Annotated in this window: 22 protein-coding genes; 5 read left to right on the forward strand and 17 right to left on the reverse strand. The window is 63.7% G+C overall.

Translation table 11 applies throughout. The features are described from left to right. Window positions 1-137: 137 nt before the first annotated feature. A complete protein-coding gene (locus tag CK498_RS04155; protein ID WP_095619618.1) occupies window positions 138-716 on the reverse strand; it encodes a TetR/AcrR family transcriptional regulator in 579 nt (192 codons plus the stop codon). Window positions 717-1,073: 357 nt separating this feature from the next. On the opposite strand from CK498_RS04155, the gene CK498_RS04160 reads away from it, so the two are divergent. The 4 genes from CK498_RS04160 to CK498_RS04175 all read left to right on the forward strand — a co-directional run bounded on the left by CK498_RS04160 (window position 1,074) and on the right by CK498_RS04175 (window position 5,815). Beyond that, the gene (locus tag CK498_RS04160; protein WP_095619619.1) at window positions 1,074-2,261 is read left to right on the forward strand and encodes an acetyl-CoA C-acyltransferase; all 1,188 of its coding nucleotides are present in this window, start codon (window positions 1,074-1,076) and stop codon (window positions 2,259-2,261) included. A 150-nt stretch (window positions 2,262-2,411) separates the two neighbouring features. Then, window positions 2,412-3,503: an ACR3 family arsenite efflux transporter gene (gene arsB, locus CK498_RS04165; protein ID WP_095619620.1), complete on the forward strand. Its 1,092-nt coding sequence runs from the start codon at window positions 2,412-2,414 to the stop codon at window positions 3,501-3,503. Window positions 3,504-3,598: 95 nt separating this feature from the next. After that, window positions 3,599-4,831, forward strand: coding sequence for a DUF3422 domain-containing protein (locus CK498_RS04170; RefSeq protein WP_095619621.1), 1,233 nt, complete (start codon window positions 3,599-3,601; stop codon window positions 4,829-4,831). Between the two features lie 18 nt (window positions 4,832-4,849). Next, a complete protein-coding gene (locus CK498_RS04175; RefSeq protein ID WP_095619622.1) occupies window positions 4,850-5,815 on the forward strand; it encodes an arsenic resistance protein in 966 nt (321 codons plus the stop codon). Window positions 5,816-5,817: 2 nt separating this feature from the next. Here the strand turns inward: CK498_RS04175 and CK498_RS04180 are convergent, their stop codons facing one another. The 10 genes from CK498_RS04180 to CK498_RS04225 form a co-directional block, all read right to left on the reverse strand. Further along, window positions 5,818-6,162: a metalloregulator ArsR/SmtB family transcription factor gene (locus tag CK498_RS04180; RefSeq protein ID WP_095619623.1), complete on the reverse strand. Its 345-nt coding sequence runs from the start codon at window positions 6,160-6,162 to the stop codon at window positions 5,818-5,820. Window positions 6,163-6,230: 68 nt separating this feature from the next. Then, window positions 6,231-7,463 carry an organoarsenical effux MFS transporter ArsJ gene (arsJ, locus tag CK498_RS04185; protein WP_095620224.1) on the reverse strand — a complete coding sequence of 411 codons (1,233 nt, stop codon included), beginning with the start codon at window positions 7,461-7,463 and terminating at the stop codon, window positions 6,231-6,233. 4 nt (window positions 7,464-7,467) lie between these two features. Further along, on the reverse strand, window positions 7,468-8,499 hold the full coding sequence (locus tag CK498_RS04190; RefSeq protein ID WP_095619624.1) for an ArsJ-associated glyceraldehyde-3-phosphate dehydrogenase: 1,032 nt from the start codon (window positions 8,497-8,499) through the stop codon (window positions 7,468-7,470). Between the two features lie 19 nt (window positions 8,500-8,518). After that, window positions 8,519-8,944 carry an arsenate reductase ArsC gene (locus CK498_RS04195; RefSeq protein ID WP_095619625.1) on the reverse strand — a complete coding sequence of 142 codons (426 nt, stop codon included), beginning with the start codon at window positions 8,942-8,944 and terminating at the stop codon, window positions 8,519-8,521. A 112-nt stretch (window positions 8,945-9,056) separates the two neighbouring features. After that, a complete protein-coding gene (gene pstB / locus CK498_RS04200) occupies window positions 9,057-9,896 on the reverse strand; it encodes a phosphate ABC transporter ATP-binding protein PstB (RefSeq protein WP_095619626.1) in 840 nt (279 codons plus the stop codon). A gap of 25 nt (window positions 9,897-9,921) precedes the next feature. Beyond that, the gene (gene pstA, locus CK498_RS04205) at window positions 9,922-11,091 is read right to left on the reverse strand and encodes a phosphate ABC transporter permease PstA (protein WP_095619627.1); all 1,170 of its coding nucleotides are present in this window, start codon (window positions 11,089-11,091) and stop codon (window positions 9,922-9,924) included. Between the two features lie 15 nt (window positions 11,092-11,106). Next, entirely contained in the window at window positions 11,107-12,357 is a 1,251-nt protein-coding gene (gene pstC, locus CK498_RS04210; protein WP_095619628.1) for a phosphate ABC transporter permease subunit PstC, read from the reverse strand. A gap of 171 nt (window positions 12,358-12,528) precedes the next feature. Then, on the reverse strand, window positions 12,529-13,557 hold the full coding sequence (locus CK498_RS04215; protein WP_095619629.1) for a substrate-binding domain-containing protein: 1,029 nt from the start codon (window positions 13,555-13,557) through the stop codon (window positions 12,529-12,531). A gap of 93 nt (window positions 13,558-13,650) precedes the next feature. Beyond that, window positions 13,651-14,385: a sulfite exporter TauE/SafE family protein gene (locus CK498_RS04220; RefSeq protein WP_095619630.1), complete on the reverse strand. Its 735-nt coding sequence runs from the start codon at window positions 14,383-14,385 to the stop codon at window positions 13,651-13,653. Continuing rightward, the gene (locus tag CK498_RS04225; protein ID WP_095619631.1) at window positions 14,378-15,565 is read right to left on the reverse strand and encodes a multidrug effflux MFS transporter; all 1,188 of its coding nucleotides are present in this window, start codon (window positions 15,563-15,565) and stop codon (window positions 14,378-14,380) included. The genes CK498_RS04220 and CK498_RS04225 overlap by 8 nt, the downstream gene beginning before the upstream one ends. A gap of 185 nt (window positions 15,566-15,750) precedes the next feature. On the opposite strand from CK498_RS04225, the gene tal reads away from it, so the two are divergent. Then, window positions 15,751-16,686 (forward strand): transaldolase, encoded by a 936-nt coding sequence (gene tal / locus CK498_RS04230; protein ID WP_095619632.1) that lies wholly within the window; start codon window positions 15,751-15,753, stop codon window positions 16,684-16,686. 38 nt (window positions 16,687-16,724) lie between these two features. On the opposite strand, the gene CK498_RS04235 is transcribed toward tal, so the two are convergent. From CK498_RS04235 to CK498_RS04260, 6 genes are all read right to left on the reverse strand, one after another. After that, entirely contained in the window at window positions 16,725-17,249 is a 525-nt protein-coding gene (locus tag CK498_RS04235; RefSeq protein ID WP_095619633.1) for an STAS domain-containing protein, read from the reverse strand. Further along, a complete protein-coding gene (locus tag CK498_RS04240) occupies window positions 17,236-18,432 on the reverse strand; it encodes a PP2C family protein-serine/threonine phosphatase (RefSeq protein ID WP_095619634.1) in 1,197 nt (398 codons plus the stop codon). Before CK498_RS04240 ends, CK498_RS04235 begins: the two co-directional genes overlap by 14 nt. A 9-nt stretch (window positions 18,433-18,441) precedes the next feature. After that, entirely contained in the window at window positions 18,442-19,179 is a 738-nt protein-coding gene (locus tag CK498_RS04245; protein ID WP_229358997.1) for an MlaA family lipoprotein, read from the reverse strand. Window positions 19,180-19,314: 135 nt separating this feature from the next. Next, entirely contained in the window at window positions 19,315-20,436 is a 1,122-nt protein-coding gene (locus tag CK498_RS04250) for a beta-ketoacyl-ACP synthase III (RefSeq protein WP_095619636.1), read from the reverse strand. Between the two features lie 233 nt (window positions 20,437-20,669). Further along, window positions 20,670-24,668, reverse strand: coding sequence for an ATP-dependent RNA helicase HrpA (hrpA, locus tag CK498_RS04255; protein WP_095619637.1), 3,999 nt, complete (start codon window positions 24,666-24,668; stop codon window positions 20,670-20,672). A gap of 319 nt (window positions 24,669-24,987) precedes the next feature. Continuing rightward, a complete protein-coding gene (locus CK498_RS04260) occupies window positions 24,988-26,661 on the reverse strand; it encodes an AMP-binding protein (RefSeq protein ID WP_095619638.1) in 1,674 nt (557 codons plus the stop codon). Window positions 26,662-26,751 lie beyond the last annotated feature (90 nt).

Raw genomic sequence — 26,751 nt, forward strand, 5'->3', positions numbered from 1 at the left:
CTCACGTCGGGCGCAGAAAGCATCGGCGGCGCTTTCAAACATGTGTTTGAAATTAGCGTCCGAGCCACTCGGAGTCAAGCGTTCGTTTGATGATTGACCTACCACCTTGGTGGTAGCCGGGACGCGCCCCGGCGGGGTCAGGAGGCGGGGCTCAGCACCATGTTGGCCAGCTCATCCGCCAGTTGGGCAGTGTTCATCGGCCCCTCGGGGTCGTACCAGCGCGCCGTCCAGTTGAGCGCGCCCAGGGCGAAGCGGGTGACGGTCGCCGGGTCGCCGTGTACCAGCCCCAGCTCGCGGGCTTCGACGATGACCTGATGCCATAGCGCTTCGTAGGCGTCACGCAGATGGGTCAGATGCTCGCGGTCCTCGTCGTTGAGGCGCCGCCACTCATAGAGCGCCACGCCGTGGGCATGGCGATCGTCGTGCAGGGTCTCGAGGTGAACCCGGGCCAGCGCCACCAGCCGCGCGCGGGGCGTCGGCACGGCCTCGGCCATGGCCCGGCGGGCGCTGACCAGGGCGTTGCGGGTACTCTCCTCGATCACCGCACAGAGAATCTCCTGCTTGTCGGCGAAGTGGTGGAACAGGCTGCCCGACTTGATGCCCATCTCCTCGGCCAGCATGCGCACCGTGGTGCGGTCGAAGCCTTGCTGCATGAACAGCCGCGCGGCGATTTGGGTCAGCTGCTGGCGGCGGGGCGAGTCGGTCGCTACATTCATCGCATTTACACTAGGGTCTGTTGACGTTTCATCGCGAACCGCGTTGCTGCCTCAAAGAGTGCCAGACAAGGCGCAAAACGCTGGGAAGGGTGGTTCCCTTTTCAAGTTTTGCAACGCCGTATGGCACTCTTTGAGGCGCAACCCGAAGGGCTGGGCCCGTTTTTACCCGCGGCGGCGTTAGTCGTCGTTCATTTGGAATAACCAAACATCTCTCCTCCTGCCTTGCCGCGAATAAAAACGGGCTCCAGCGCGACCGTGAGCGAAACGTCAACAGACCCTAGCGCTTGCTTGGTTATGCTGGAGCAAAGCATAGCCCCGCACGACGGGTCAATTGTCACCGCCATCGAGGAGATCCCCATGGCAGCATCCAACGATATCGTGATTCTTTCCGCCGCCCGCACCCCGATGGGCGGCATGCTGGGCAGCCTGTCGAGCCTCACTGCTCCCGCACTCGCCGCAGTGGCGATCCGCGCCGCTATAGAGCGTGCCGGCATCGAACCCGACGAGATCGACGAGGGCTTTCTCGGCTGCGTGCTGCCCGGCGGGGTCAAGCAGGGCCCGGCGCGCCAGGCGATGCGCCAGGCCGGGATTCCCGACCAGATCGGTGCCACCACCATCAACAAGCTGTGTGGCTCGGGCATGAAGGCGGTGATGCTGGCCCACGACCTGATCCGCGCCGGTAGCGGCGAGCTGATCCTGGCCGGCGGCATGGAGTCGATGTCCAACGCCCCGCATATACTGACCAAGGCGCGCAGCGGCTATCGCCTGGGCCACGGCGAGCTCAAGGACCATATGTTCCACGACGGCCTCGAGGACGCCGAGACCGGCCAGCTAATGGGCGCCTTCGCCCAGCAGGTCGCCGACCAGCGCGGCTACGGCCGCGAGCGCATGGACGACTTCGCCATCGCCTCGCTGGAGCGCGCCATGGCCGCTCATCAGGCCGGCCACCTGGCCGCCGAAATGGCCCCGGTGACGGTTACCTCGCGCAGCGGCGAGACGCTGGTGGAGCACGACGAGCAGCCATTCCAGGCCAAGCTCGACAAGATCCGCAGCATGCGCCCGGCGTTTGCCAAGGACGGCACCATCACCGCCGCCAACGCCAGCTCGATCTCCGACGGCGCCTCGGCGGTGATTGTCGCCAGCCGCGCCGCGGCCCAGGCCCACGGCCTGACACCGATTGCCCGAGTGCTCGGCCACAGCACCTTCTCGCGCCACCCCAGCGAGTTCACCATTGCCCCGGTGGGCGCCATCGCCGCGCTGCTCGAGCGCCTCGACTGGACGGTGGAGGACGTCGACCTGTTCGAGGTCAACGAGGCCTTCGCCGTGGTCACCCTGATGGCCATGGACGACCTCGAGATCCCCCATGCCAAGGTCAACATCTTCGGCGGCGCCTGCGCCCAGGGCCACCCGGTGGGCTCTACCGGCTCGCGGATCATCGCCACCCTGATCAACGCCCTGCGCGTCACCGGCGGCAAGCGCGGTGTTGCCAGCCTGTGCATCGGCGGCGGCGAGGCGACCGCCATCGCCGTGGAGCTGAGCGACTAAACGCTTTCTGACCACTCGCGGCGCCCTCCTCCGAGGGCGACCGCTCCGCCCTCGCTCCTCACTACATGCGATGGACACCTCATATACGCTTGAGCATATATGGTATTGCGCATATCATGGCGACATCGTTTCTCCGCCAGGAGTCAGGCCATGAGCGCACACCAGGACACCCAAGCACCCAGCGTCGCCGAGGGCATGGGCCTGTTCGAGCGCTTCCTGTCCCTGTGGGTAGCGTTGGCCATCGTCGCCGGCATCCTGCTCGGCCAGTTCGCTCCTGCGGTGCCCGAGGCGCTGTCGCGCTTCGAGGTTGCCCAGGTCTCCATTCCGGTGGCGATCCTGATCTGGGCGATGATCTTTCCCATGATGCTGCAGATCGACTTCACCTCGGTCCTCGGCGTGCGCCGCCAGCCCAAGGGACTGTTGATCACCACCTCGGTGAACTGGCTGATCAAGCCCTTCAGCATGTTCGCTATCGCCTGGTTCTTCCTGATGGTGGTATTCGCCCCGCTGATCCCCGCGGAACGCGCCAGTGAGTACCTGGCCGGCGCTATCCTGCTGGGCGCCGCGCCGTGTACCGCCATGGTCTTCGTATGGAGCTACCTGACCCGCGGCGACGCCGCCTATACCCTGGTGCAGGTGGCGGTCAACGACCTGATCATGCTGTTCGCCTTCGCCCCCATCGTGGTCTTCCTGCTCGGCATATCGAATATCCAGGTGCCCTGGGACACGGTCATTCTGTCGGTGGTGCTGTATATCGTCATCCCGCTGACGGCCGGCTACCTGACCCGCCAGGCGCTGATCAAGCGGCGCGGCAGCGAGTGGTTCGACGGCGTCTTTATGAAACGTATTGGCCCAGTGACGCCGGTGGGATTAATTATCACCCTGGTGCTGCTGTTCGCTTTCCAGGGCGACGTGATCATCGCCAACCCGCTGCATATCGTGCTGATCGCCATCCCGCTGATCATCCAGACGGTGCTGATCTTCTTTATCGCCTACGGCTGGGCCAAGGCGTGGAAGGTGCCCCACAACGTGGCCGCCCCCGGGGCGATGATCGGCGCCAGCAACTTCTTCGAGCTGGCCGTGGCGGCGGCCATCGCGCTGTTCGGCCTGCAGTCCGGTGCGGCGCTGGCCACGGTGGTAGGCGTACTGGTGGAAGTGCCGCTGATGCTGGCCCTGGTGCGCATCGCCAACAAGACCCGACACCACTTCCCGGCGGCCGACACCCGCGCCGCGCAGGCCTGAAGCCTAGCCCTCCGTTCGACACGTTGAACCGCCGCACTTGGCCCGGACGACGACAGCTTCTAGTCTCGGTAGACGTTCCCTTGCCTGGCCCCGACATGCACCCGCAACGCGCCCGACTGCACAATGAGCTCCACGCCCGGCCCTCGATCTACTTCGAGGATCCGGCGCATCTCCACCACTACGCCTTCCTCGACGAGGACGGTATCGCCGCGGACATTCTCGAACGAATCGCCGAGGTGGCAGGCAAGAACCCCGACATCGAGGCAGCCCAGGAGATTCTCGAGCTCGGCGACCAGACCCTGAAGTGGGAGCGCCATACCGAGTTTTTCACCCTCACGCTGCTGGTCCCGCGAACCGAGCGCGGCGAGCAGTGGCCATCGCCCCCGCCGCTGCTCGCCGACATCGCCGCCAAACACAGCCGGGCGCTGATCAATGCCAGCCTGATCCTGGTCGAGGCCGAAGCCACCTGGGGCGGCGACGCCGAATCCTACGGCTTCCGCGACCCCGCCGGCTCGAGCCTGGGCGATGGCGGGGCCACCGTGTGGAGCGATTTCCGACTCACTGCGGCAGGCGTGAACCGCCTGCTGTTGATCAACCGCGGCCTGAATGCCTTCCGCCTGGGGCGCATGACCCGACGGCTGCTGGAGATCGAGACCTATCGCATGATGGCGTCGCTGGCCCTGCCGGTGGCCAAGGAGATGAGCCTCGAGCTGCACGCTTACGAGCTCGAGCTCGGCGCGCTCTCGCAGCGTAATACCGAGGACAAGGAGACCAGCTACCGGCCGCTGCTGGCGGCGATTTCCGCGCTCTCAGCACGCCTCGAACATAGCGGCGCCCGCTCGCGCCAGCGCTTCAGCGCCACCGAGGCCTATGCGCGGATCGTGCTCAGTCGCATCGAGGAACTGCGCGAGGAGCGCTTGGGCGACCGACCTCGCCTGGGGACCTTCGTGCTGAGGCGCTTCCGGCCGACAGTGCACTATTGCGCCGCCATCAATCAGCGCCAGCAAGATCTGGCCGAAAGCGTGGCGCGGCTCAACGATCTGCTGCGGACCCGCGCACAGGTCGAGATCGAGGAGCAGAACTCCGCGATCCTGCACAGCCTCAACGAGCGCACCAGCAGCCAGTTGAAGATCCAGAAGGCGGTCGAAGGGCTGTCGATCATCGTCATCAGCTACTACCTCTTCAGCCTGTTCAAGCTGGGGCTGCAGAGCCTCGGCGCCCTGGGGGTGGTCATCGAGCCGATCGTCGCCGCTGCGGTGCTGGGCCCCCTGGGGCTGGGGATCATCGGCCTGCTGGCCTGGCGCATACAGCGCGTCAAAAATCACTGACCGCTAAGGCGAGTGTTGATGCGCGAGCGAATGGAGCGCCACCAGGCCTGGATCTACCTTGCCTTCATCCTGGCCGGGCTGGCACTGGGGCTGGGGCAACCGACGCTGGCGGCGATGCTCGAGCCACTGCTGTGGCCGCTGCTCGGTACGCTGCTGTATGCCACCTTTACCCAGATTCCGCTGACCCACATACGCCGCGGCGCTAGCGACTGGCGCTTCATGGCCGCGCTGTTGCTGGGCAATTTCGTGGTGATTCCGCTGCTGGTGGGGGCCGGCATGGCGCTTCTGCCGCTGTCGCCGGCGGTGCAGGCGGGCGTCCTGCTGGTGCTGTTGGTGCCCTGTACCGACTGGTTCATCAGTTTCACCCACCTCGGCAAGGGCGAAGTGGGTCGCGCCATCGCCGCGGCGCCGTTGCTATTGCTGGTGCAGATCGTCGCGCTGCCCGCCTATCTATGGCTATTTCTCGGCCCGGGGTGGTTTCAGATCGCGCTCAGCGCCCAGTTGCTCGGCGCCTTCGCTGGGCTGATCCTCACGCCGCTGGCACTGGCCTGGCTAACCGAGCGCCTCTCCGAGCGCCAGCCGGCGGCCAGGCGCGCGGTAAATAGGCTCGGCCTGCTGCCGGTGCCGCTACTGGCGCTGGTGGTGTTAGTGATCGCCGCCTCCCAGGTCAACAGCGTGGTCGGGCTCGGCGGAGTGCTGCTGCAGGTGCTGGCGATCTTCATCGCCTACCTGCTGTTCGCCGCCCTGCTCGGCAAGCTGCTCGGCCGCGGCTTCGGCTTGGCCCCGGGGCCGGCCCGCACCCTGACCTTCAGCTTCGGCACCCGCAACTCCTTCGTGGTGCTGCCGATTGCCCTGGCCCTGCCCGAGGCGTGGCAGGCCGCCGTGGTGGTGATCGTCTTCCAGTCGCTGGTCGAACTGTTCGGCATGGTCGCCTATCTGCGCTGGGTACCCGGTCGGCTGATTCCTTCGCGAACCGAAGCGTAGCCTCAGCACAGCGCCGCGCGGCGCTCCGGGCGATTGCCCATCGCCGCCAGCCGCGACCATGCCGCCTGAATACGCTGGCGATCGCCTTCGGCGGCGGCGGCCAGGACGTCTAGCACCCACTGCGGCAACGTCGGCGCCAGCCGGTAGTAGACCCACTGGCCGTCGCGCCGGTCGACCACCAGGCCGCAGCCGCGCAGCTGGGCCAGGTGCCGCGACACCTTGGGCTGCGACTCCTCGAGCACGTGGGTCATTTCGCATACGCACAGCTCGCCCTCCTGCTGGATCAGCAACATCAGCATCAGGCGGGTGTCGTCGGCCAGGCATTTGAACAGGCGTAGCGGTTGCATGGGGTTCTCTCTCCTCGTCGACCTGTCCCCGGCGTCCTTCGCATAGGGACAATGGCGGTCACCCTACCCTAATCGGCGACCGCGGTATCGGCCTGGCGCGGCAGCGCCAGGGCCATCAAGGCGCTGGCGGCGACCAGCCCCGCCGCCGCCCACAGGCAGGCGCTGAGGCCGTGGGCCATGTACAGCCAGCCGGAGAGCAGCGTGCCGATCAGCCGGCCCATGGCGTTGGCCATGTAGTAGAAGCCGACGTCCATCGACACGCCGTCGGCACGCGCATAGTGCACGATCAGATAGCTGTGCCAGCTGGAGTTGATAGCGAACAGCACCCCAAAGGCCAGCAGCCCCGCCACCAGCCAGCCCACCGCGGTCAGCGGCAGCAGCGCCAGGGCCACGCCAAGCAGCGCCAGGGCCGCGGCCCAGCCGGCGGTGATCACCCGCGCCTCGCCGCTCATCAGCCGGGTCAGCCTGGGCGCCTGGGTCTGCACCCCGCCGTAGCCGATCACCCACAGCGCCAGCAGCCCGCCCACCGTCCACTGGCTCCAGCCGTGCTGCTCGTAGAGAAACACCGGCAGCGCCACCACGAACCACACGTCGCGGGAGGCGAACAGGCACAGCCGCGCTGCCGACAGCACGTTGACCGCCCGCGACTTGGAGAACACCTCGGAGAACTTGGGCTTGACCTTCTGACGGCCCAGGTCGGCGCGCAGCCGCCACAGCGACAGCCCCAGCACCCCGCTGAGCATCAACGCCATGGCCAGTACCGCGCCCTGAAAGCCGATCAGCGTCAGCAGCAGCCCGCCGAGAAAGAACCCCAGCCCCTTGAGGGCATTCTTGGAGCCGGTCAGCATCGCCACCCAGCGGTAGAGCGCGCTGCCGGCGCTGGCGCTCTCCTTGGGCACCAGCACCTTGACCGCGCTCTTGGCGCTCATCTTGTTGAGGTCCTTGGCGATCCCCGACAGCGCCTGGGCGGCCATCACCCACACCACCGTCAGCATGCCGGCGGGTACCAGCAGCATCGCCAGGGCGACGATCTGCAGGCCAAGGCCGACGTTCATGGTGCGGTTGAGCCCCAGCCGCGCGCCGAGCCAGCCGCCCACCAGGTTGGTGACCACGCCGAACGCCTCGTAGAACAGGAACAGCATGGCCACTTCCAGCGGCGAGTAGCCCAGCTGGCTGAAGTAGAGCACCACCAGCATGCGCAGCGCGCCGTCGGTGAGGGTGAAGGCCCAGTAGTTGCCGGTGATCAGCAGGTACTGACGCACCTCGAAGGGCAGCTGCCTCACCCGCGCCAGCAACGACATCGCCTCAGCCACGGGCCACCTGCACGCCACCGACCTTCAGCGCCAGCTCGGCAGTGCGGTTGGCATAGCCGAACTCGTTGTCGTACCAGGCGTAGAGCTTGAGCTGGGTGCCGTTGACGACCATGGTCGAGAGCGCGTCGATGATCGAGCTGCGCGGGTCGCTGCGGTAGTCGATGGAGACCAGCGGCCGCTCCTCGTAGCCGAGTATGCCGGCCAGCGGGCCGTCGGCGGCAGCCTTCAAGGCGGCATTGACCTCCTCCACCGTGACCTCGCGCTCGAGCTCGAAGACCATGTCGGTGAGCGAGGCGTTGGCCAGCGGCACGCGAACCGCGTGGCCGTTCAACTTGCCCTCGAGCTCGGGGAAGATCGCGGTGATCGCCTTGGCCGAGCCGGTGGTGGTGGGAATCAGGCTCATGCCGCAGGCCCGGGCGCGACGGAGATCCTTGTGTGGGGCATCGAGGATGGTCTGGGTGTTGGTGATGTCGTGCACCGTGGTCATCGAGCCGTGGCGAATGCCGTAGGTCTCGTGGATCACCTTGACCACCGGCGCCAGGCAGTTGGTGGTGCAGCTGGCCGCGGTGACGATGCGATGTGTCGCCGGGTCGTAGAGGTCGTCGTTGACGCCGACCACCAGGTTGAGCACCCCCTGCTCCTTGACCGGCGCACTGACCACCACGCGCTCGACGCCCTGATCGAGATAGGCGTTGAGCTTGTCCTGCGTCTTCATCTTGCCGGAGCACTCGATGACCACCTGGCAGCCCGACCAGTCGCTGTCGCCGAGCTCACGGTTGGCGCTGAAGGCGATACGCCGGCCGTCGATGACAATGGCATCCTGCTGCGCCACGATGCCCTGCCCCGGCGACCAGTGGCCGTGCACCGAGTCGAACTCGAGCAGGTGGGCGAAGGTAGCGGCGTCGCCGCCCGGGTCGTTAATGCGCTTGATCTCCACCGCGCCGGCCTCGAGGCTGGCCCATAGGCTACGCAGGGCCAGACGGCCGATACGCCCGAAGCCGTTGATGCCGATCGGGAGTGTCATGGCGACTCCTTGGTTGTGTTCAGTGTTGACTAGCGTCGCGTTCCTTGAGCGGCAGCCACAGCGACAGGCGTTGCCGAATCTCCTGTAGGGTCTGGGCATAGGCATCCGCGCGCTCGATCAACCGAGGGTCGCGAATATCCCAGAACAGTCGCTCGGCGCTTTGCCCCGGCCAGTCGCGACAAGCCTGATGCGCCTTGTCGCAGAGTACGATCACGGCGTCGAAATACTGGCCCTCGAACTCATCCAGCGACTTGCTGGCCAATCCATGCGTGGCGATACCCTGCTTCTGCAGCACCTCCAACGTCAGCGCATGAGGCTTGTCAGGCTGTGTTCCAGCACTGAAGGCATCGAAACGCTCGCCCGCCATGTGTCGCAGTAGGGCCTCCCCCATCAGGGAACGGGCAGAGTTAGCATTGCACAGGAATAGAACTCGCAGCTTACCCATCGCAGTGTCTCCAGCATATATGAAATGTCATATATAAAGGGACACGATGTCAATTCAATGACAATCCGACGGGGAGATCGCACTCTCCCCACCAGAGGCACGGCAAGCCGGATTACCCGTAGCGGCCGGTGATGTAGTCTTCGGCCTTCTTGGTGGCCGGGTTGGAGAACAAGGTCTTGGTATCGTTGTACTCGATGATCTCACCGAGATGGAAGAAGGCCGTGTAGTCTGCCACCCGTGCCGCCTGCTGCATGTTGTGAGTCACGGTGATGATGGTAAATTGCTTCTTCAGCTTATCCATCAGGTCCTCGATGGTCGCCGTGGAGATGGGGTCCAGCGCCGAGGTCGGTTCATCCATCAGGATGACGTCCGGCTGTACGGCGATTGCCCGGGCGATACACAGACGCTGCTGCTGCCCCCCGGACAGCGAGGTCCCAGGCTCATGCAGCTTGTCCTTGACCTCGTTCCACAGGCCCGCATCGCGCAGCGCCTTCTCCACCAACTCCTCCTGCTCCCCCTTACGGCTGACAATGTCGTGCATGCGCGGTGCGTAGGCAACATTTTCAAAAATTGACTTAGGGAACGGATTCGGCTTCTGGAACACCATGCCTACTCGACGGCGTAGCGCCACCTCGTCCATTTTAGCCGCGTTGACGTCACGGCCATCCATTTCGACTAATCCTTCAATTCTGACGCTAGGAATTAGATCATTCATACGGTTCAGGCAGCGCAGAAACGTAGACTTGCCACAGCCAGAAGGCCCGATCAATGCCGTGACATTCTTCTGGTAAAGATCAATATTGAGACCATTCAGCGCTTGCGCCTTACCGTACCAGAGGTTCAAATCCCTCACACGGATACTCAGATCGTGACACGCGTCATCATTACGCGTAAAGGGCTGTCCAACCGCCGAGGCTTGCTGTTTACTCATTTCAGGCACTTGACTGTTCATAGTAGTTTCCTTGAAAACAGTCGGCTTACCACCGACGTTCAAATTTCTTGCGTAACAGGACAGCGGCGGCGTTCAGTGAGATCAGAACTGCTAGGAGCACTATGATCCCGCCTGCAGTTTTTTCAACAAAGGCACGGCTGGGTTCGCCTGACCAAGTAAATACCTGGGCGGGCATGACCGTCGCCGCTTGTGTAAACGACGCTGTCACGTCCGGAATAAATGCCACCATGCCAACGATAATCAGTGGCGCCGTCTCCCCCATGGCCTGTGCCAAACCAATGATCGACCCGGTCATAATGCCAGGCATGGCCAGCGGCAACACATGGTCTTTCACCACTTGCCAACGCGAGCAACCGACACCAAAGGCCGCATGGCGAATGGATTCTGGTACGCTGCGAAGCGCGGTACGGGTGGAGATAATAATCACCGGCAAGGTCATCAGTGCCAGCGTCATACCCCCTACTAGTGGCGTTGAACGTGGCACCCCGAAGAAGTTAATGAATATCGCTAGCCCGAGCAAACCAAACAGAATCGAGGGAATGGCAGCAAGATTATTAATGTTAATTTCAATTAGCTGAGTAAGTTTATTATCGGGGGCAAACTCTTCCAAATAAACCGCCGTCATCACACCGATAGGAAAAGCAATACCCAGGGTGACGATCATGGTCATGACCGTACCCACGACGGCTGACATGATGCCCGCCAATTCAGGCATCTTGGAATCGCCGCGAGAAAAGAAGCCGGCATTGAACTGCATCTCAACCCTACCATCTTCTACCAAGCGATCAATTCTTGCCTTTTCTTCGTCATCAAGACCACGGACGGGATTTCCCTTTAGATATTGATCCACATTAGCGCTTGCCAACACCCAACGTTGAACCGTCGTTCCCAACAATGAAGGATCGTTACGCATTTCAAGAGGAATGACCCGCACCACGCTGCGACTAATGATGGTAGATAAATCTTGATCAACGGCTGCGCGACCGTTGCTGGCCGCATCTTCAGTGTAATTTATTTCTATATTGATCATCGCCTGTTTGAAGGCTGGCAAGCCCTTACTCAACATATCGGCAAAAAATATCAGCAAAAAGGCACCCGCCAGCGCCAGAGCCCCCATCGACATGTATTTCAGACGGGTAGATTTACGATGGCGGCTCTTGAGCTGCTGACTAATCTGGTCGTATGAATCACTCATTGGGATATCCTGGCGTTACAGATTGTTGACGCGGTACTTGTTGCGGAAGCGACGAATCATGATCACCGACACAAGATTAAGCGAAAGTGTCACTACGAACAGCACCAGCCCCAGTGCAAAAGCCGAGAGCGTTTCTGCGCTATCAAACTCCAGATCACCGGTCATAGCGGCAACAATCCGCACGGTGACAGTCGTCATCTCTTCCAAAGGATTAATGGTAAGGTTGGGACGCATACCCGCTGCCATCACAACAATCATTGTTTCGCCCAACGCCCGCGACATACCCAAAAGAGAAGCAGAAATAACCCCTGGCAAAGCCGCTGGAATAACCACATCACGAATGGTTTCACCTTTGGTCATGCCCAGTGCCAGCGAGCCCTGACGCATACTATCAGGCACAGCGTTAATGACGTCATCGGAAAGTGAAGAAATAAAAGGAATAATCATGATCCCCATAACAATCCCAGGGGCCAGTGCATTGTTGAATGACGCATCCAGGCCGACGCTATCCGCTAACCGCACAATAAATGGCGCTACAGTAATCGCCGCAAAGAAACCATATACAACGGTCGGAATACCGGCGAGAACTTCCAGCATAGGTTTAGCAACTGAACGCACCCGAGCTGGTGCGAATTCCGCCATATAAATTGCCGATAGCAGGCCAATAGGCACCGCCACCGCCATAGCAATGGCGGTAATCATAAAGGTGCCGGCAAACAGTGGTACCGAGCCAAACTCGGCACCTGATCCGTCACCCCTGCCTGCGGCGGCCAAGAAGCTATTGCCGGGTGCCCAGGTAGTACCGGTAATAAAGTTCCAGAAACTATGTATCTGGAAGAAATTAATCGCTTCACCGATGATTGATATCAAAATACCCAAGGTTGTCAGGATCGAAATCGTCGCGGCACCTGCGAGCACCCAAAGAATGACCGACTCAATCGCCCGACGTGCATGAAAATCAGAGCGAATAAACTTCATGCCCACGCCAAGCCCCACCAGAGCCACGGCGAGACTTAACAAAAGCAAAGAAAACGTAGGAATCTCGCTGCCTAACAAGAGCATAACGAAGGCGCCAAGCGCGCTCAACAAAATGGCTGGCCCTGCTGTCGACACTACAGCAAACCAAGCATATTGGTCGGGCTGCGCATGCATCGCTATTCCTGAGGCACGAACACGAGTGGCTTTGCTTCGCCCAACAAAGAAGGCGGCAAGGCCTAGCAGCAAAAGTACGCTGCAAAATATCATGAGTATATGATTGGTCTGCATCGTAGGTATCTCAGGTTAACCAATGGAACCGTTTGCCGAGTCACCCTAAGGCAAAAATATGACATCTATGTTACAGCCGTGTCATCATTCAGCGGTTGCAGCAAAACCTTATGAAAAGCAAAAAGCCGACAGCACTGTTAGCTGCCGGCCTTCTACTATCTAAAGGCTAACTTACTCCAGATCTTCCTTTGTAAGCTGCTTACGATCCGCCAAATCTTGCTGAACACGAGCAAGCGCATCGGCGGTGGGAAGGATCAGGCCAATATCGGCGAGCAAACCACCGTCACCCAGCATCATGTCCGATACAAACATCTCGGCATAATCGTACATCACCGGCACTTCATCAGCGTGCTGATTCTTGACATAGAAGAACATTGAACGGGCAATGGGATAATCGAAACTAGAGATCGTTTCAGGCGTCGGTTCAACACCGTCGATGCTAGAACCAATCAGGACGTCGTCGTTTTCTTCAAGGAAAGAAAAACCGAAAATACCGAAAGCGGTGTTGTCTTGGGTCAGACGCTGAACGATCAGGTTATCGTTTTCACCGCCGTCAATCCAAACACCGTCAACACGCACATCTGAGTAATCTTCATCGCCGTATTCTGAGAAGTCACTGGCAACCGCTTCCAACACCAGCTCTTCAAAAGCATCACGAGTACCCGAGGTGGTCGGCGGTCCGACAATGACGATTTCACGATCCGGCAGAGAGTCGTCGATCTCGCTCCAGTTGGTGTAGGGGTTTTCTACCAACTCACCATCAACCGGAATCAGCTGAGCAATCGCCATGAACAGCTGCTCGCGAGTAACTGGCATCGGCTCGTTGTCAGCGGTTTGCGCAAAAGCGATACCATCACTACCGATGTAGACTTCGGTAATATCGGTAACACCGTTTTCTGCACAGCGCTCAAACTCACCGACATGCATACGACGAGAAGCGTTAGTGATATCCGGCGTGCCTTCACCTACGCCGTTACAGAACAAACGCAAGCCACCACCTGAACCGGTACTTTCAATCACTGGCGTTGGATAATTAGTGGTCGCGCCGAACTCTTCCGCCACGAAGCTGGCGAACGGATAAACGGTACTGGAGCCTACGATGTTGATTTGCTCACGGGCTTGGGCCACACCGGCCACGCCAATGACGGCGGCAGCGATCACTGTGGCCTTGAATACGCGGGTCTTGAGGATGCGGTTCATGCGGATAGCTCCTGTCGATGAGAGTGTGCAACCTTCGCAAGGCACAAGATGCCTAATCAAAGTGACAACTTCATGACAGGTGCAGACGAGATATCACATCAGCAACCCCAGCGCCGCCAGGGTGGAGAGCGCCATCGACGACCAGGTCAGCGCACGGCGGTCGAAACGGTGGGCACAGGCATTGGCCAGGGCGTTGCCGACCAGCAGCCAGGGGAACAGGCTGGCGGCGAGCAGCAGATGCCAGGCGCGCACCTGCCCGGCCAGGGCCAGGGCCAGCAGCGTCATCAGCGAGCTGCAGATGAAGTAGGCGGCGAGATTGCCCCGCGCGCTGTCCGGTGGCAGGCGGTGCATCAGCATGGCGATGGGCGGCCCACCGATCGCCGAGACGGTACCGAAGATGCCCGACAGCACCCCGGCAATGAACAGGCTCACACGATTGACCGGCAGGCGGATCTTGAGCAGGCTGACCGCCACCGCACTGAGCACGATCAGCGCGATGGCGTTCTCGAGCAGCGCCAGCGGTGCCGCCAGCAGCAGCCAGATGCCCAGCAGCGTGCCCGGCACCCGCCCCACCAGCGCCGCACCGATGAAGGTCACGCGCACCTCGTGGCGATACTTACCGACCATCATCAGCGACACCGTGAAACCGAACAGCACCAGGATCACCGGCACCAGGCGCGGCTCCAGCATCAGCAGCAGTGGCGCACCGATCACGGCCAGGCCAAAGCCGGTGGCGCGCTGCACGAAGGCCCCCACCAGCAGCGTCAGGCCACAGCCGGCCCATACCAGCGGCGCCATGTCGAGGGCGGCGAACAGCCCCTCAGGCATCCGCGCGGCCTCCCACCAGCCAGCGCAGCGCGACGTTGCCGAAGATCGACACACCAAGCATGGTCAGTACCATCGGCCACAGGTTCTCGATCTCGAAGGCGCTGACCATCACCCCGGCGAGACCGGCGGCACCGAACTTGATACCGCCCATCACCGCCGTGGCGGTGGCGCTGATATGGCCGAAGTGGTCGAGCAGCGACGACATGGCATTGGGGGTGATCAGCCCGACCATGCCGGCATAGATCATGATCAGCGGCACCAGGGTATACAGCGAATCGAGCCCGAGTATGGTGACTGCAACCAGTGCCGTGGCCGCGCCCAGTTGGATGCCCAGCCCCAGGTACATATTCTGCTGCGGCGTGCGCTTGCCGCGCAGCAGGCGGATATTGACCCAATTGGAGAGCGCGATCACCACCACATTGACACCGAACACCAGCGGATACATCGCCGGCGACAGGCCGAAGTAGTCGAGATACAGAAACGGCGAGAAGGTCACGAAGGCGAACAGCCCGGCAAACGAGGCCGCCACCGCGCAAATATAGCCCATGCCCTGGCGATGGCTCAGCACGCTGGCATAGTTGGCCAGCACCTGGCGCGGGCTGGCCGCCGGCAGGCTGGGATCGCGGGTCTCGGGTAGCTGGGTGCTGAGCAGCCAGATCAGAAACGCCGCGTAGGCCGCCAGGAACACAAAGATCAGCCACCAGTCGGCGAGATACAGCAGCCCGCTGCCCACTACCGGTGCCACCAGCGGCGCCAACATCATGATCATCGCCATGGTCGACATCACGCTGGCCGCCTGGCGGCCGCTGAAGCAGTCGCGCACGATGGCTGCGGAATTGACCACGCAGGCACCGCCGCCCAGTGCCTGCACGAAGCGCCAGGCCAGCAGTTCGGTGAGCGAGCCCGCCGTGGTGATCATCAAGCTGGCCAGCAGAAACACCACCAGGCCGCCAATCAGCACCGGCTTGCGACCGAGGCGGTCGGAGAGCGGCCCGAACACCAGCTGGCCCAGCGCAAAGCCGAACAGGAACACGCTGATCGACAGTTCGGTACGGTGAATGCTGGCACCTACCGATGCGGCCAGCCGCGACATCGCCGGCAGATAGGCATCGATGGCAAAGGGGGCTAGAGCAGTGTTGGCCGCCACCAACCAGGCAACCCGGCGAGCATTGAGCGTCACGACGCCTCCTCGAGCCGGCGACGGCGAGCAGCCGGCCAGCGTGAAAAGATAGGCGGCTAATCATACCACTAGATGCGGCCAGGCGCAGGCCTGCCGCGGATTGATCGCGAGCGATGCGGCTATCAGCGCGACTCCTGGAATTGATAGAGTAGTAGCGGCTTACCTCACCCACAGGACACACGCCCATGGATCAGGACAAACTGTCACAGCTCAAGACCATGACCACGGTGGTCGCCGATAGCGGCGATATCGAGGCGATTCGCCGCTTCAGCCCCACCGACGCCACCACCAACCCGTCGCTGATTCTGCAGGCCGCCCAGCAGCAGACGCGACGCGCGCGCCTCGCCGAGCTGGCCCGGCAAAGCGTCGATATCGACGACGCCCTGGACGCCGTGGCAGTGGAGATCGGCAGCGAGATCAGCGAGCTGGTGCCGGGCTATGTCTCGACCGAAGTCAGCGCACGCCTCTCCTTCGACACCAATGCCACCCTGGACCGCGCCCGCTCGCTGATCGCGCGTTATGAGCGGCGTGGCGTCAGCCGCGAGCGAATCCTGATCAAGGTCGCCTCGACCTGGGAAGGCATCCGCGCCGCCCAGCAGCTCGAACGGGAAGGGATTCGCACCAACCTCACCCTGTTGTTCAGCTTCACCCAGGCCCAGGCCTGCGCCGATGCCGGGGTCACGCTGATCTCCCCCTTCGTTGGCCGCATCCTCGACTGGCACAAGGCCGCCACTCCGGACGCCGACTTCAGCGGCGACAACGACCCCGGGGTACGCTCGGTCAAAGCGATCTACGAGCACTACAAGGGCCACGGCTACAGGACCATCGTGATGGGGGCGAGCTTTCGCAATAGCGGCGAGATAGAGGCGCTGGCGGGCTGCGATCGGCTGACCATTTCGCCCAAGCTGCTCGAGGAGCTGGCCGCCGACCGCGGGCCACTGAAGCGTCGCCTGACGCCGTGCGATGCCGAAACCTCGGCTCCCGAGCCTAACGACGAGGCCGAATTCCGCTGGGCCATGAACGAGGACGCCATGGCCACCGAGAAGCTGGCCGAGGGCATTCGCAAGTTCATGGACGACCAGCGCAAGCTGGAGAAGCTGCTGGGCGAACTACGCTGCTGAGAGGGGGTTGCTGAAAGCAAGAAGGCTGCGCGAGCCGCTCACTTGAGCGGCTCCGGCGTACGTTGGCGCTCGCGCTGCTGCTCCTCGAGCAGTTCCACCAATGGCTGGAACTCCGAGCGATTGTGCTCACTCATGTGCATCAGGATGCGATGCGCTTCGAGAATGCGCTGCTGGAGTCCCGCTTCGTCAGCCTCGATCTGCGGCAACTCATCGAGCTCACTCGGCTCGCTGAGCGGTGCCTCGACCAGGGTGAAGTAGTGGGAGAAGCCCATCACATCGAGCATGCGCTGCACGTCGGGATGGTCGGCCACGATGGTCGGCGGCTGCTCGACCTTGTCCTTGACCGCCATCGCCACCTTGGCCAGAAACCCCAGCGCCGTGGAGTCGACATTGCTGGCATCGCGCAGGTCGATCATGACCGCCTTGAGCCCAGGCGTCGCGGCCAGCCGCTGAACCTGATCGTCCAGCGTCGCGCAAAGCGTCAGGCGTACATCGCCACACAGCTTGAGCACGAACACGCCGGAGTCGAACGCCGCCTTCAGTCGCCCTTCATGCATCATCATCGTCAAATCCGCTCAACGTCATGATCGTCAGGTCATCCGGAAGCTCATCGTGGCCTGGCGCGCGACCGGCAACGGCATCGTCGTCGTTCTCCGGCACGTCACCCAGTGACAGCTTCCCCCGCAGTGTGGCCACGTCATCGCTGGCCAACACCAGACGCTCGAGTTCCTTGAGCCGACTATCGAGACTGTCGCCAGACAGCCACTCCAATACTCCATCCGAACATAGCCAAAGTCGGAAGTTCTGCGGTAGTTCACAACCCAGCGTGGGGTATTCAACGCCTGGAAACAAGCCCACCGGCATACCTTCGCCGTCGAGCAGGCGCAGCCGACCGTCGCTGACCAGCATCGGCATCGGCAGCTGGGCGCCGAGCGAATAGTGCAGGTAGTGATGCTGGCGGTCAAATACGCCGACGAACAGGGTCGCATGCTTGCCGATCCCGGCGTCCAGCAGCTCACGGTTGAGCTTGCCAAGCCAGCGTGCCGGCAGGCGCTCCGGATGCTGCCCATCCCACTGCGCCAGCCAGTGATTGCACAGATACTTGAGCAGCACCGTGACGAACGCCGACGAGGCACCGTGCCCCGAGACATCGGCGAAGTAGAACACGCTGTAGCGCTCGTCGAAGCGCTGAAAATCGAGGAAATCGCCGGACAGGTAGAGTGACGGCGCCAGCCAGTAGTCGCAGCTCACGCCGTTGAGGGTCAGCGGACGCTGCGGCAGCAGCTTGCGCTGAATATGCCCGCCGGCCTGCTGGTCGAGGCGCAGCATCGCCAGGTGGGTCTCGAGGTGCTCGTTGAGATCGGCCAGGCGCAGGCGGTCGCGCTCGTGCTCCCGCGCCAGGCGGTGGTTGTCGATCACCTTGTCGATCATTCGCCGCAGCACGTCACCGTGACGCAGCGGCGCGACGATGTAGTCGGCCACGCCGACCTCCACCGCCTTGATCAGCTCGGCGTCGAGTCGCTCATCGCTGACCACCAGCGTCGGCAGACGCCTCGACAGCGCCGCCCACTGGGTCGGTGGCACGGCGCGCACATGCGCTACCGCCAGCAGGGTATGGTCAGGTAGCTCTTCCGGATCGGCCACCGCGACGACGGCGAAGTGGCCCTTGGCAATCATATCGGCCAGCGCATCACGCTCCTCCCCCGGCTGGTCGATGACCCCGATCAAGCGCTTGTCACTAGCCATATACCACCTTCAATCGGCGAAATCGTCATCGTCAAAGTCGAAATCAAAGTCGTCGCTGGCGAACGGATCGTCGCCCAGCTCCCCGTCGCTGACTTCGAAGCGGCGCTGCTGCAGATAGGAGTCACGAATAAAACTGTAGCGGTCACCGCGAATCATCTCCTCGAGATCCAGCAGGCCGGCACGCATGTCAACGACCCGCAGCGCCGTCAGAGCAATCTCGAGTTCTGCATCATCCAGGTAGTAGAGCGGGTAGGTCGCCGCATCGGCTGGCAGGCCACCGGCATCACGCAGCGTGCTCGGGCCCAGGAAAGGCAGCACCAGGTAACGCGACTCCTCCCACCCCCACACTGCCAGGGTCTGGCCGAAGTCCTCGTCGCGCCCGGTGATCTCCATATGCGTGGCGAAATCCCACAACCCACCGATGCCCACAGTGGTATTGATCAGGAAGCGCGTCGCGGCGATGCCGGCATTGCCCGGCTTGCCCTGCAGCAGGCTGTTGAGCGCGGTGCGCGGCTCGCCGAGGTTGGAGAAGAAGTTGCTGACGCCAGTCTGTACCGGCTGCGGCGTCACCGTGTCATAGCCGCGCGCCACGGGGCGCAGCACGGCGCGGTCGAGCGCATCGTTGAACACGAATACCCGCCGGTTGAAGCCCTCCCAGGGGTCATCCGGATTGCGCTCTTCGATGGTCTGAGTCCCTGCACAGCCAGCCAGCACCAGCGCCAGCATTAGCACCGCTGCCAAGCGCATGTCGGCTGCCAGCTCGTTTCCCCACCCGCGTCCCTTGCCTTGCATCATGTCACCCTGTGGTTACCACTATATTGTAGATGGTTCATCAACCCAGCACTGCATCAGCCCGTACAGATTGATCCGAGCGGCCTGCGCTCAGGCCCTGCGTACCACCACGCTGCCGGCACTGTAGCCGGCGCCGAACGAACACACCACCCCCACATCGCCGGCTTGCAGGTCGTCGCGGTGGAGGTGAAAGGCGATGATCGAACCCGCCGAGCTGGTATTGGCGTAACGATCGAGGATCACCGGCGCTTCGCTTTCGCTGGGCTCGTGGCCCAGCACCCGTCGCGCGATCAGGTCATTCATATGGCGGTTGGCCTGGTGCAGCCACAGGCGTGCCGGCGGCGTCTCAGCCAGCCCCAGGCTCTCGAGGTGCTCGCTGATCAGCGCCGCCACCATCGGGCAAACCTCCTTGAACACCCGCCGCCCCTCCTGGATGAACAGCTTGTCCAGTGCCTGGGGGTCGCTGTCGGTGACTCGGTTGAGGAAGCCGGCATTGTTGCGAATCGCATTGGAGAAGCGCGTGGTCAGTCGCGTACCGAGGATCTCGAAGCGCCGCTCGCTGCGCGCCACCTCGGTGGCCTCGACCACCACCGCGGTACAGGCATCGCCGAAGATGAAGTGGCTGTCGCGATCGCGGAAGTTGAGGTGCGCCGAGCAGATCTCGGGGTTGACCACCAGCGCCCGGCGGATACTCCCGGCCCTGATGGCGTTATTGGCCATATCGATGGCGAAGGTTGCCGAGCTGCATGCCACGTTCATGTCGAAGGCGTAGCCGCCGCTACCCAGCGCCGCCTGCAGCTCCACCGCTACCGCCGGATAGGGGCGCTCGAGATTGGAGCAGGCGACGATCAGCAGGTCGATCTCGGTGGCCTCGACGCCAGCGGCGTCGAGCGCATGACGTGCTGCGGCAAGGCCCATCTCACATTGGATGGAGGGCTCGTCGTTGCCATGCTGAGGCAGCTTGGGGCGCATCCGCTCGGGGTCGAGGATGCCCTCGGCGTCGAGCACGTAGCGGCTGTGGATCCCCGAGGCCTTGACGATGAATTCGCTGCTCGAGTGCTGCAGCGGCTCGCGCTCGCCGGCGGCAATGGCCTCGGCATGTAGCGCATTTTCGGCGTCCACCCAGCGATTGAAGGCCGCCACCAGCGCATCGTTGTCGATCGCCTGGCTGGGGGTGAAAAGGCCGCTGCCGGTGATCACGGCTGAGGTCATGGCATGTCTCCTGGCGACGGCATCGAGACTCCTGGCCGTCGTATTATCAATCATATTCAGCAGGGCTATCGCTGTTGGCGGCATCGCTCGGAACTTATCCGTCGACAAGCCTACGAGGAGGCGCTGTAAACCCATCCCTGGGCGCTACCTACACCGTCCCTGGTGTAGAACCTCTTCTTCGGCTTGTCCCCGGCGTCCCTCGCTCGGGGGCAACTGCTAGCATCCTGTCGTGTTCAGTGGTGTCGGCCGGTGATCTCGGCCCAGCGCCGCGCCAGACGCTTGGTCGATACCGGCATCAGGGTGCCGAGCTGCTGAGCGAACAGCGACACGCGCAGTTCCTCGATCCACCAGCCGAACTCGTCCAGTGCCGGGTCGCTGACGCCAGCGCGTCGGCTCGCTTCGCGACGCTCCTCCAGGCGGCGCTCGAAGTCGTGCACCTCGAGCATCAGCATCTGGTCGCGGTTGCGCTCGCGGGGTGCCTTCTCAAGGCGAATCTCGGCGGCCTGCATATAGCGCGGATACTGCTCGAGCCAGCCCCCGGCGTCAGTGACGAAGCCGGGATAGACCAGCCGCTGCATCTGCGCCTGCAAATCACTGTAAACCAGCGCCAGGGCGAAGCTGAGGTTGCCTTTCAACGCCTTGGTCACTGCCAGATGGCCCTTGAGTGCCTGCTCCAGGGTCTTCACCAGCGCCTCGGCGTGGGGTACCAGCTCGGCGCGGCTGGCCTCGAGGCGCGTCTCGAAGTCGCTCCGCGAGCGCGGCAGCGGGTCCACCGCCACCACCTGCTGGACGCTGGCGAACACCACGTCATCGACCAGTTGGCGCTTGCTGCCAACCTTGGCAAACAGCAGCGCACAGCGCTCGAGCCCCTTGAGGCGGGCGATATGGCGTGCCTGGTCGGGCAGACGCTGGATCGCCAGCTGGGTGACCCCGCGGCGATGCGCCGCCAGGGCCTTGTCGGGGTGGTCGAACAGCTCCACGGCCAGCGCATCGCCCTTGGCGACCAGCGCCGGATAGGCCTCGACGCGTATCCCCGCCTGGGTGGTCACCCGCGACTCGGGTAGCGCCTGCTCGGGCAGCGATTCGACCGCTTCGCTGCCGCCAGTGGCGTCGGTCAGCGCTCGCGCGCCCTGGCTCGCCGCTTCGCTGAAGCGTTCGATCAGCGCCTGCAAGTCACGCCCCTCCCCCAGCACCCGGCCGTCGTGGTCGACCACGCGCAGGTTCATGATCAAGTGCGGCTCGAGCTGGTCGTGGCGCCAGTCGTCGGGGCTCAGGCGCAGCCCGGTCTTGACGCGCAGAAACTCGCCCAGCGCCGCGCCCAACGGCACGTCGTCGGGCACCAGGGTCTCGAGGGCAGCGTCCACCCAGTCGGGAATCGGCACCACCTGACGGCGCACCGCCTTGGGCAGCGATTTCATCAGCGCAATGCACTTCTCGCGCAGCAGGCCCGGTACCAGCCACTCGAGGCGCGCCTCGGGCAACTGCGCCAGCATCGCTGCCGGCACCGTCAGGGTCACGCCGTCGTCGCTGGCGCCGGGCTGGAAGTGGTAGGCCAGCGGATAGCGCACCCCGCCCAGCAGCAGCTCGTCGGGGTACTGCTCGACGGTGACGTCGCCGGCATCGCGGGCCATCAGCGCGTCGCGGTCGAACTTGAGGATCGCCGGGTCGTCGGCCTCGGCCTGCTTGCGCCACGCCTCGAAACCCTTGCCGTTGATGATCTCGGCCGGCAGTCGCTGATCGTAGAAGTCGAACAGCGCCTCCTCGTCGACCAGGATATCGCGCTTGCGAGCCCGGTCCTCGAGGTCTTCGACCTCGTCGATCAGCGCGCGGTTGTGGGCGAAGAACTCGCCGCGGGTGCGAAACTCGCCCTCCACCAGTGCGCGGCGAATGAAGATCTCGCGGGCCTCGCCGGGGGCGATCGGCCCGTAATGCACCTTGCGCCGGTTGACGATCGGCAGGCCGAACAGTGTTACCTGCTCGAAGGCCACCACCTGGGCGCGCTTCATCTCCCAGTGCGGCTCGCTGTAGCTGCGCTTGACCAGATGCCCGGCCAGCGGCTCGATCCACTGCGGCTGGATGCGCGCCACCTCGCGGGCGAACAGCCGCGAGGTCTCGACCAGCTCGCCGGCCATCAGCCACTTCGGCGACTTCTTGGCCAGCCCGGAGCCTGGGTGGATCACGAACTTGCGGTTGCGTGCGCCGAGGTACTCGCGGTTCTCGGTGAGCTGGCCAAGGTTGGAGAGCAGCCCGGTGAGCAGCGACTGATGCAGCTTGACCGCGCTCTCGCGGCGCGCCTCGGCGCGCTGTTCGGGGTCGTCATCGGCGCTGCGCGGCGCGGCCGGCGGCACCTGGATCTCCATGTCGCGCAGCAGCTGGCGTAACTGGCGGAAGGTGTCGTGCCACTCGCGCAGGCGCAGGTAGCTCAGGTAGTTGTCGCGGCACCAGCGCCTGAGCTGGTTGCCGGAGAGTTCGTCGCGGGCCGCCTCGAAGCCGTGCCACAAGTTGAGCCAGGCGACGAAGTCCGACTCCGGGTCCTGCCAGCGGCGGTGGGCCTGGTCGGCGGCCTGGCGCTTGTCCGCGGGGCGCTCGCGGGGGTCCTGCACCGCCAGCGCCGAGACCACGATCAGCACCTCGCGCAGTGCGCCCTGCTCGGCGCCGGCCAGCACCATGCGTGCCAGCCGCGGGTCAATGGGTAGTCGTGCCAGGCGCTTGCCGGTAGCGGTCAGGCGCTGGGCCTCGTCCACCGCCCCCAGTTCGAACAGCAGCCGGAAGCCATCCTTGATGAAGCGCGCATCCGGCGCATCGACGAACGGGAAGGCCTCGATGTCGCCGAGCCTGAGCGACAGCATCGAGAGGATCACCGAGGCGAGGTTGGTGCGCTGGATCTCGGGCTCGGTGAAGGCCGGCCGCGCCAGGAAATCCTCCTCGGCATAGAGACGGATGCAAACGCCCTCGGCGATGCGCCCGCAGCGCCCCTTGCGCTGGTCGGCGCTGGCCTGGCTGACCGGCTCCACCGGCAGGCGCTGGACCTTGGAGCGGTAGCTGTAGCGGCTGATGCGCACCAGCCCCGGGTCGATCACGTAGCGGATCCCGGGCACCGTCAGCGAGGTCTCGGCGACGTTGGTGGAGAGCACGATGCGGCGTCCGGCGTGGGGCTGGAAGACGCGGTTCTGCTCGGCGTTGGAGAGCCGCGCATAGAGCGGCAGGATCTCGGTGCCCTTGAGGTCGGCGCGGCGCAGGGTGTCGGCGGTCTCGCGGATCTCGCGCTCGCCGGGCAGGAAGATCAGCACGTCGCGGGGGCCGTGCCACCAACGCTTGTCGCGCTCGATCTGCTCGATCTCCTCCACCGCCTGCAGGATGCCCTCCTGCAGGGTGCGGTCCTCCTCGTCGTCGGCGTCGCGCACCAGCGGTCGGTAGTGCAGCTCCACCGGGTAGGTACGCCCGGAGACCTGGACCACCGGCGCCGGGCGGCCCGGCTCGCCGAAGTGGGCGGCGAAGCGCTCGACGTCGATGGTCGCCGAGGTAATGATGATCTTGAGGTCGGGGCGGCGCGCGGTGAGGCGCTTGAGGTAGCCGAGCAGGAAGTCGATGTTGAGGCTGCGCTCGTGGGCCTCGTCGATGATGATCGCTTCATAGCGACTCAGATCGGGATCGTGCTGGGTCTCGGCGAGCAGGATACCGTCGGTCATCAGCTTGATCAGGGTGCGCTCGTTGCTCTGGTCGCTGAAGCGCACCTGGTAGCCGACCTGCTCGCCGAGCGGCACCTCGAGCTCTTCGGCCAGGCGCGTGGCCACCGAGCGCGCCGCCAGCCGGCGCGGCTGGGTGTGGCCGATCAGCCCACGCCGCCCCAGGCCCAGCTCCAGGCACAGCTTGGGCAGTTGGGTGGTCTTGCCCGAGCCGGTCTCGCCGGCCACTACCACCACCTGGTGCTCGCGCAGCGCGGCGAGAATATCGTCGCGGCGCTCGGCCACCGGCAGCTCGGGCGGGTAGCGCAGGGTGACCGGCTGGGCACGCCGCGCGGCGACCTTGCTCGCCGAGGCCTCGATCAACCGCTCGATCTCGCCGAGGCCACGATCCACCGGCTTGCCATCCCGCGCGCGCCGTTCGAGCCCGGCCAGGCGCTTGCCCAGGCGCACGGCGTCGCCGCCCAGGCAGTCGCCCAGCCGCGCCTCGAGGTCGCGCAGACGAGTCAGGTCGGGGGATGCAGTGGAGCGGGAAGCGGTGGTGCTCAAGGCAGCCTCACAGGTTGAAATGACACTGCCCGCCCCGGCAGTACCGGAGCGGGCAGCATAGTGTAACGCTTGGGGCCTGGCCGCGCCTAATTCAGTGGTGTTGCACCAAAACGAGCGGCTGCCCCTGAGCGAAGAACGCCGGGGACAGGCCGAAGAGGAGGTTTCGATGCCATGGATGGCATCGGGAGCGCCCAGGGAAGGTTTACAGCGCCTCCTCGTAGGCCTGTCGACGGATCAGTTCGAGCGGTGCTAGCTGTAGGCGACACTCCCGGATGCCACCCTATGCCGCATCGCTCGGAGGCTGACTCGACAGCGGCAATCAGGCGCTCTGCTCGGTCTCCTGGTCACGCAGCTCGCGACGCAGCACCTTGCCGACGTTGGTCTTGGGCAGCTCGTCGCGGAACTCGACGAACTTGGGCACCTTGTAGCCGGTGAGCTCCTTCTTGCACCACTGGCGCAGGCTCTCACCGTCGAGGTCCTGGTTGCGCGACACCACGAACAGCTTGATCGCCTCGCCGGCATCCTCGTCGGGCACCCCCACCGCCGCGGCCTCGAGCACGTCCGGATGGCCCGCGACCACGTCCTCGATCTCGTTGGGATAGACGTTGAAGCCGGAGACGATGATCATGTCCTTCTTGCGATCGACGATCTTGACGTAGCCATCCTCCTGCAGCACGGCGATATCGCCGGTGCGAATCCAGCCATCGCTGTCCATCGCCTTGGCGGTCTCCTCGGGCAGGTTCCAGTAGCCCTTCATGACCTGCGGCCCCTGCACGCACAGCTCCCCGGCTTCACCGTAGGGCAGTGCCTGGCCGTCGGCGTCGATCACCTTGACCGTGGTACCGGCCACCGGCTTGCCGATGGTGCCGAGCTGGATGGCATCGACCGGGTTGAAGGTGACGATCGGCGAGGTTTCGGTCATGCCGTAGCCCTCGGCGATGGCACAGCCAGTGACCTCCTCCCAGCGCTGGGCGGCGGCTTTGGTCAGCGCCATGCCCCCCGACACCGTGAGCTTGAGCCGCGAGAAGTCGAGCTGCTTGAAGTCGTCGCGGTTGCACAACGCATTGAACAGGGTATTGAGGCCGATGAAGCCGCTGAACTTGATGCTCTTCAGCTCCTTGACGAAGTTGTCGAGATCGCGCGGGTTGGTGATCAGGATCGAGTGGTTGCCGGTTTCGACCAGGAACAGGCAATTCACGGTGAAGGTGTAGATGTGATAGACCGGCAGCGGTGCGATCACCGTCTCCTGGCCGTCCTCGAGCGCCGGGCCGATCGCCGCGCGCGCCTGCAACATATTGGCGATCAGGTTGCGGTGGGTCAGCATCGAGCCCTTGGCCAAGCCCGTGGTGCCGCCGGTGTACTGCAGCGCGGCGACGTCATCGGGGGTGCACTCGACCTCCTGGTGCGAGAGGTTCGCGCCCTTGCTCAGGGCGTCGCGAAAGCCCACCGCGGTGGGTAGCGAGTAGGCCGGCACCATCTTCTTGACGTACTTGACCACGGCGTTGATCAGCAACCGCTTGGGGAAGCCGTGCATATCGCCAAGCTCGGTGACCAACACATGCTGGATATCGGTACGCTCGAGCACCTTCTCCAGCTTGTCGGCCATGTTGGCGAGGATCAGGATCGCCTTGGCACCGGAGTCCTTGAACTGGTGGGCCATCTCGCGCTCGGTGTAGAGCGGGTTGGTGTTGACCACCACCAGGCCGGCGCGCATGGCACCGAACACCGCCACCGGGAACTGCAGCACGTTGGGCAGCTGTATGGCGATGCGGTCGCCAGGCTCGAGACTGGTTTCATGCTGCAGCCAGGCGGCAAAGGCCTGGGACTGCTTGTCCAGTTCGGCATAGGTCAGCGTCTGCCCCATGCAGGTGAAGGCCGGCTTGTCGGCGAACTTGCTGGCCGACACCTTGAAGACGTCCATCACCGACGCGTAGTCGTCGAGGCCTTCCAGGGCCGGGCCATTGAGTACCGGGGCAGTGGCGTGCTCGCTCATGGGCTACTCTCCGCTGTTGAGATGATCGACACCCTGTCGACTCTTGCTGTTCGTCAAACGATCGCTTGAAACTGACGTTGGAAGGTGACA

It is taken from the genome of Halomonas salipaludis (assembly GCF_002286975.1).
In the GTDB taxonomy this organism is placed as follows: domain Bacteria; phylum Pseudomonadota; class Gammaproteobacteria; order Pseudomonadales; family Halomonadaceae; genus Franzmannia; species Franzmannia salipaludis.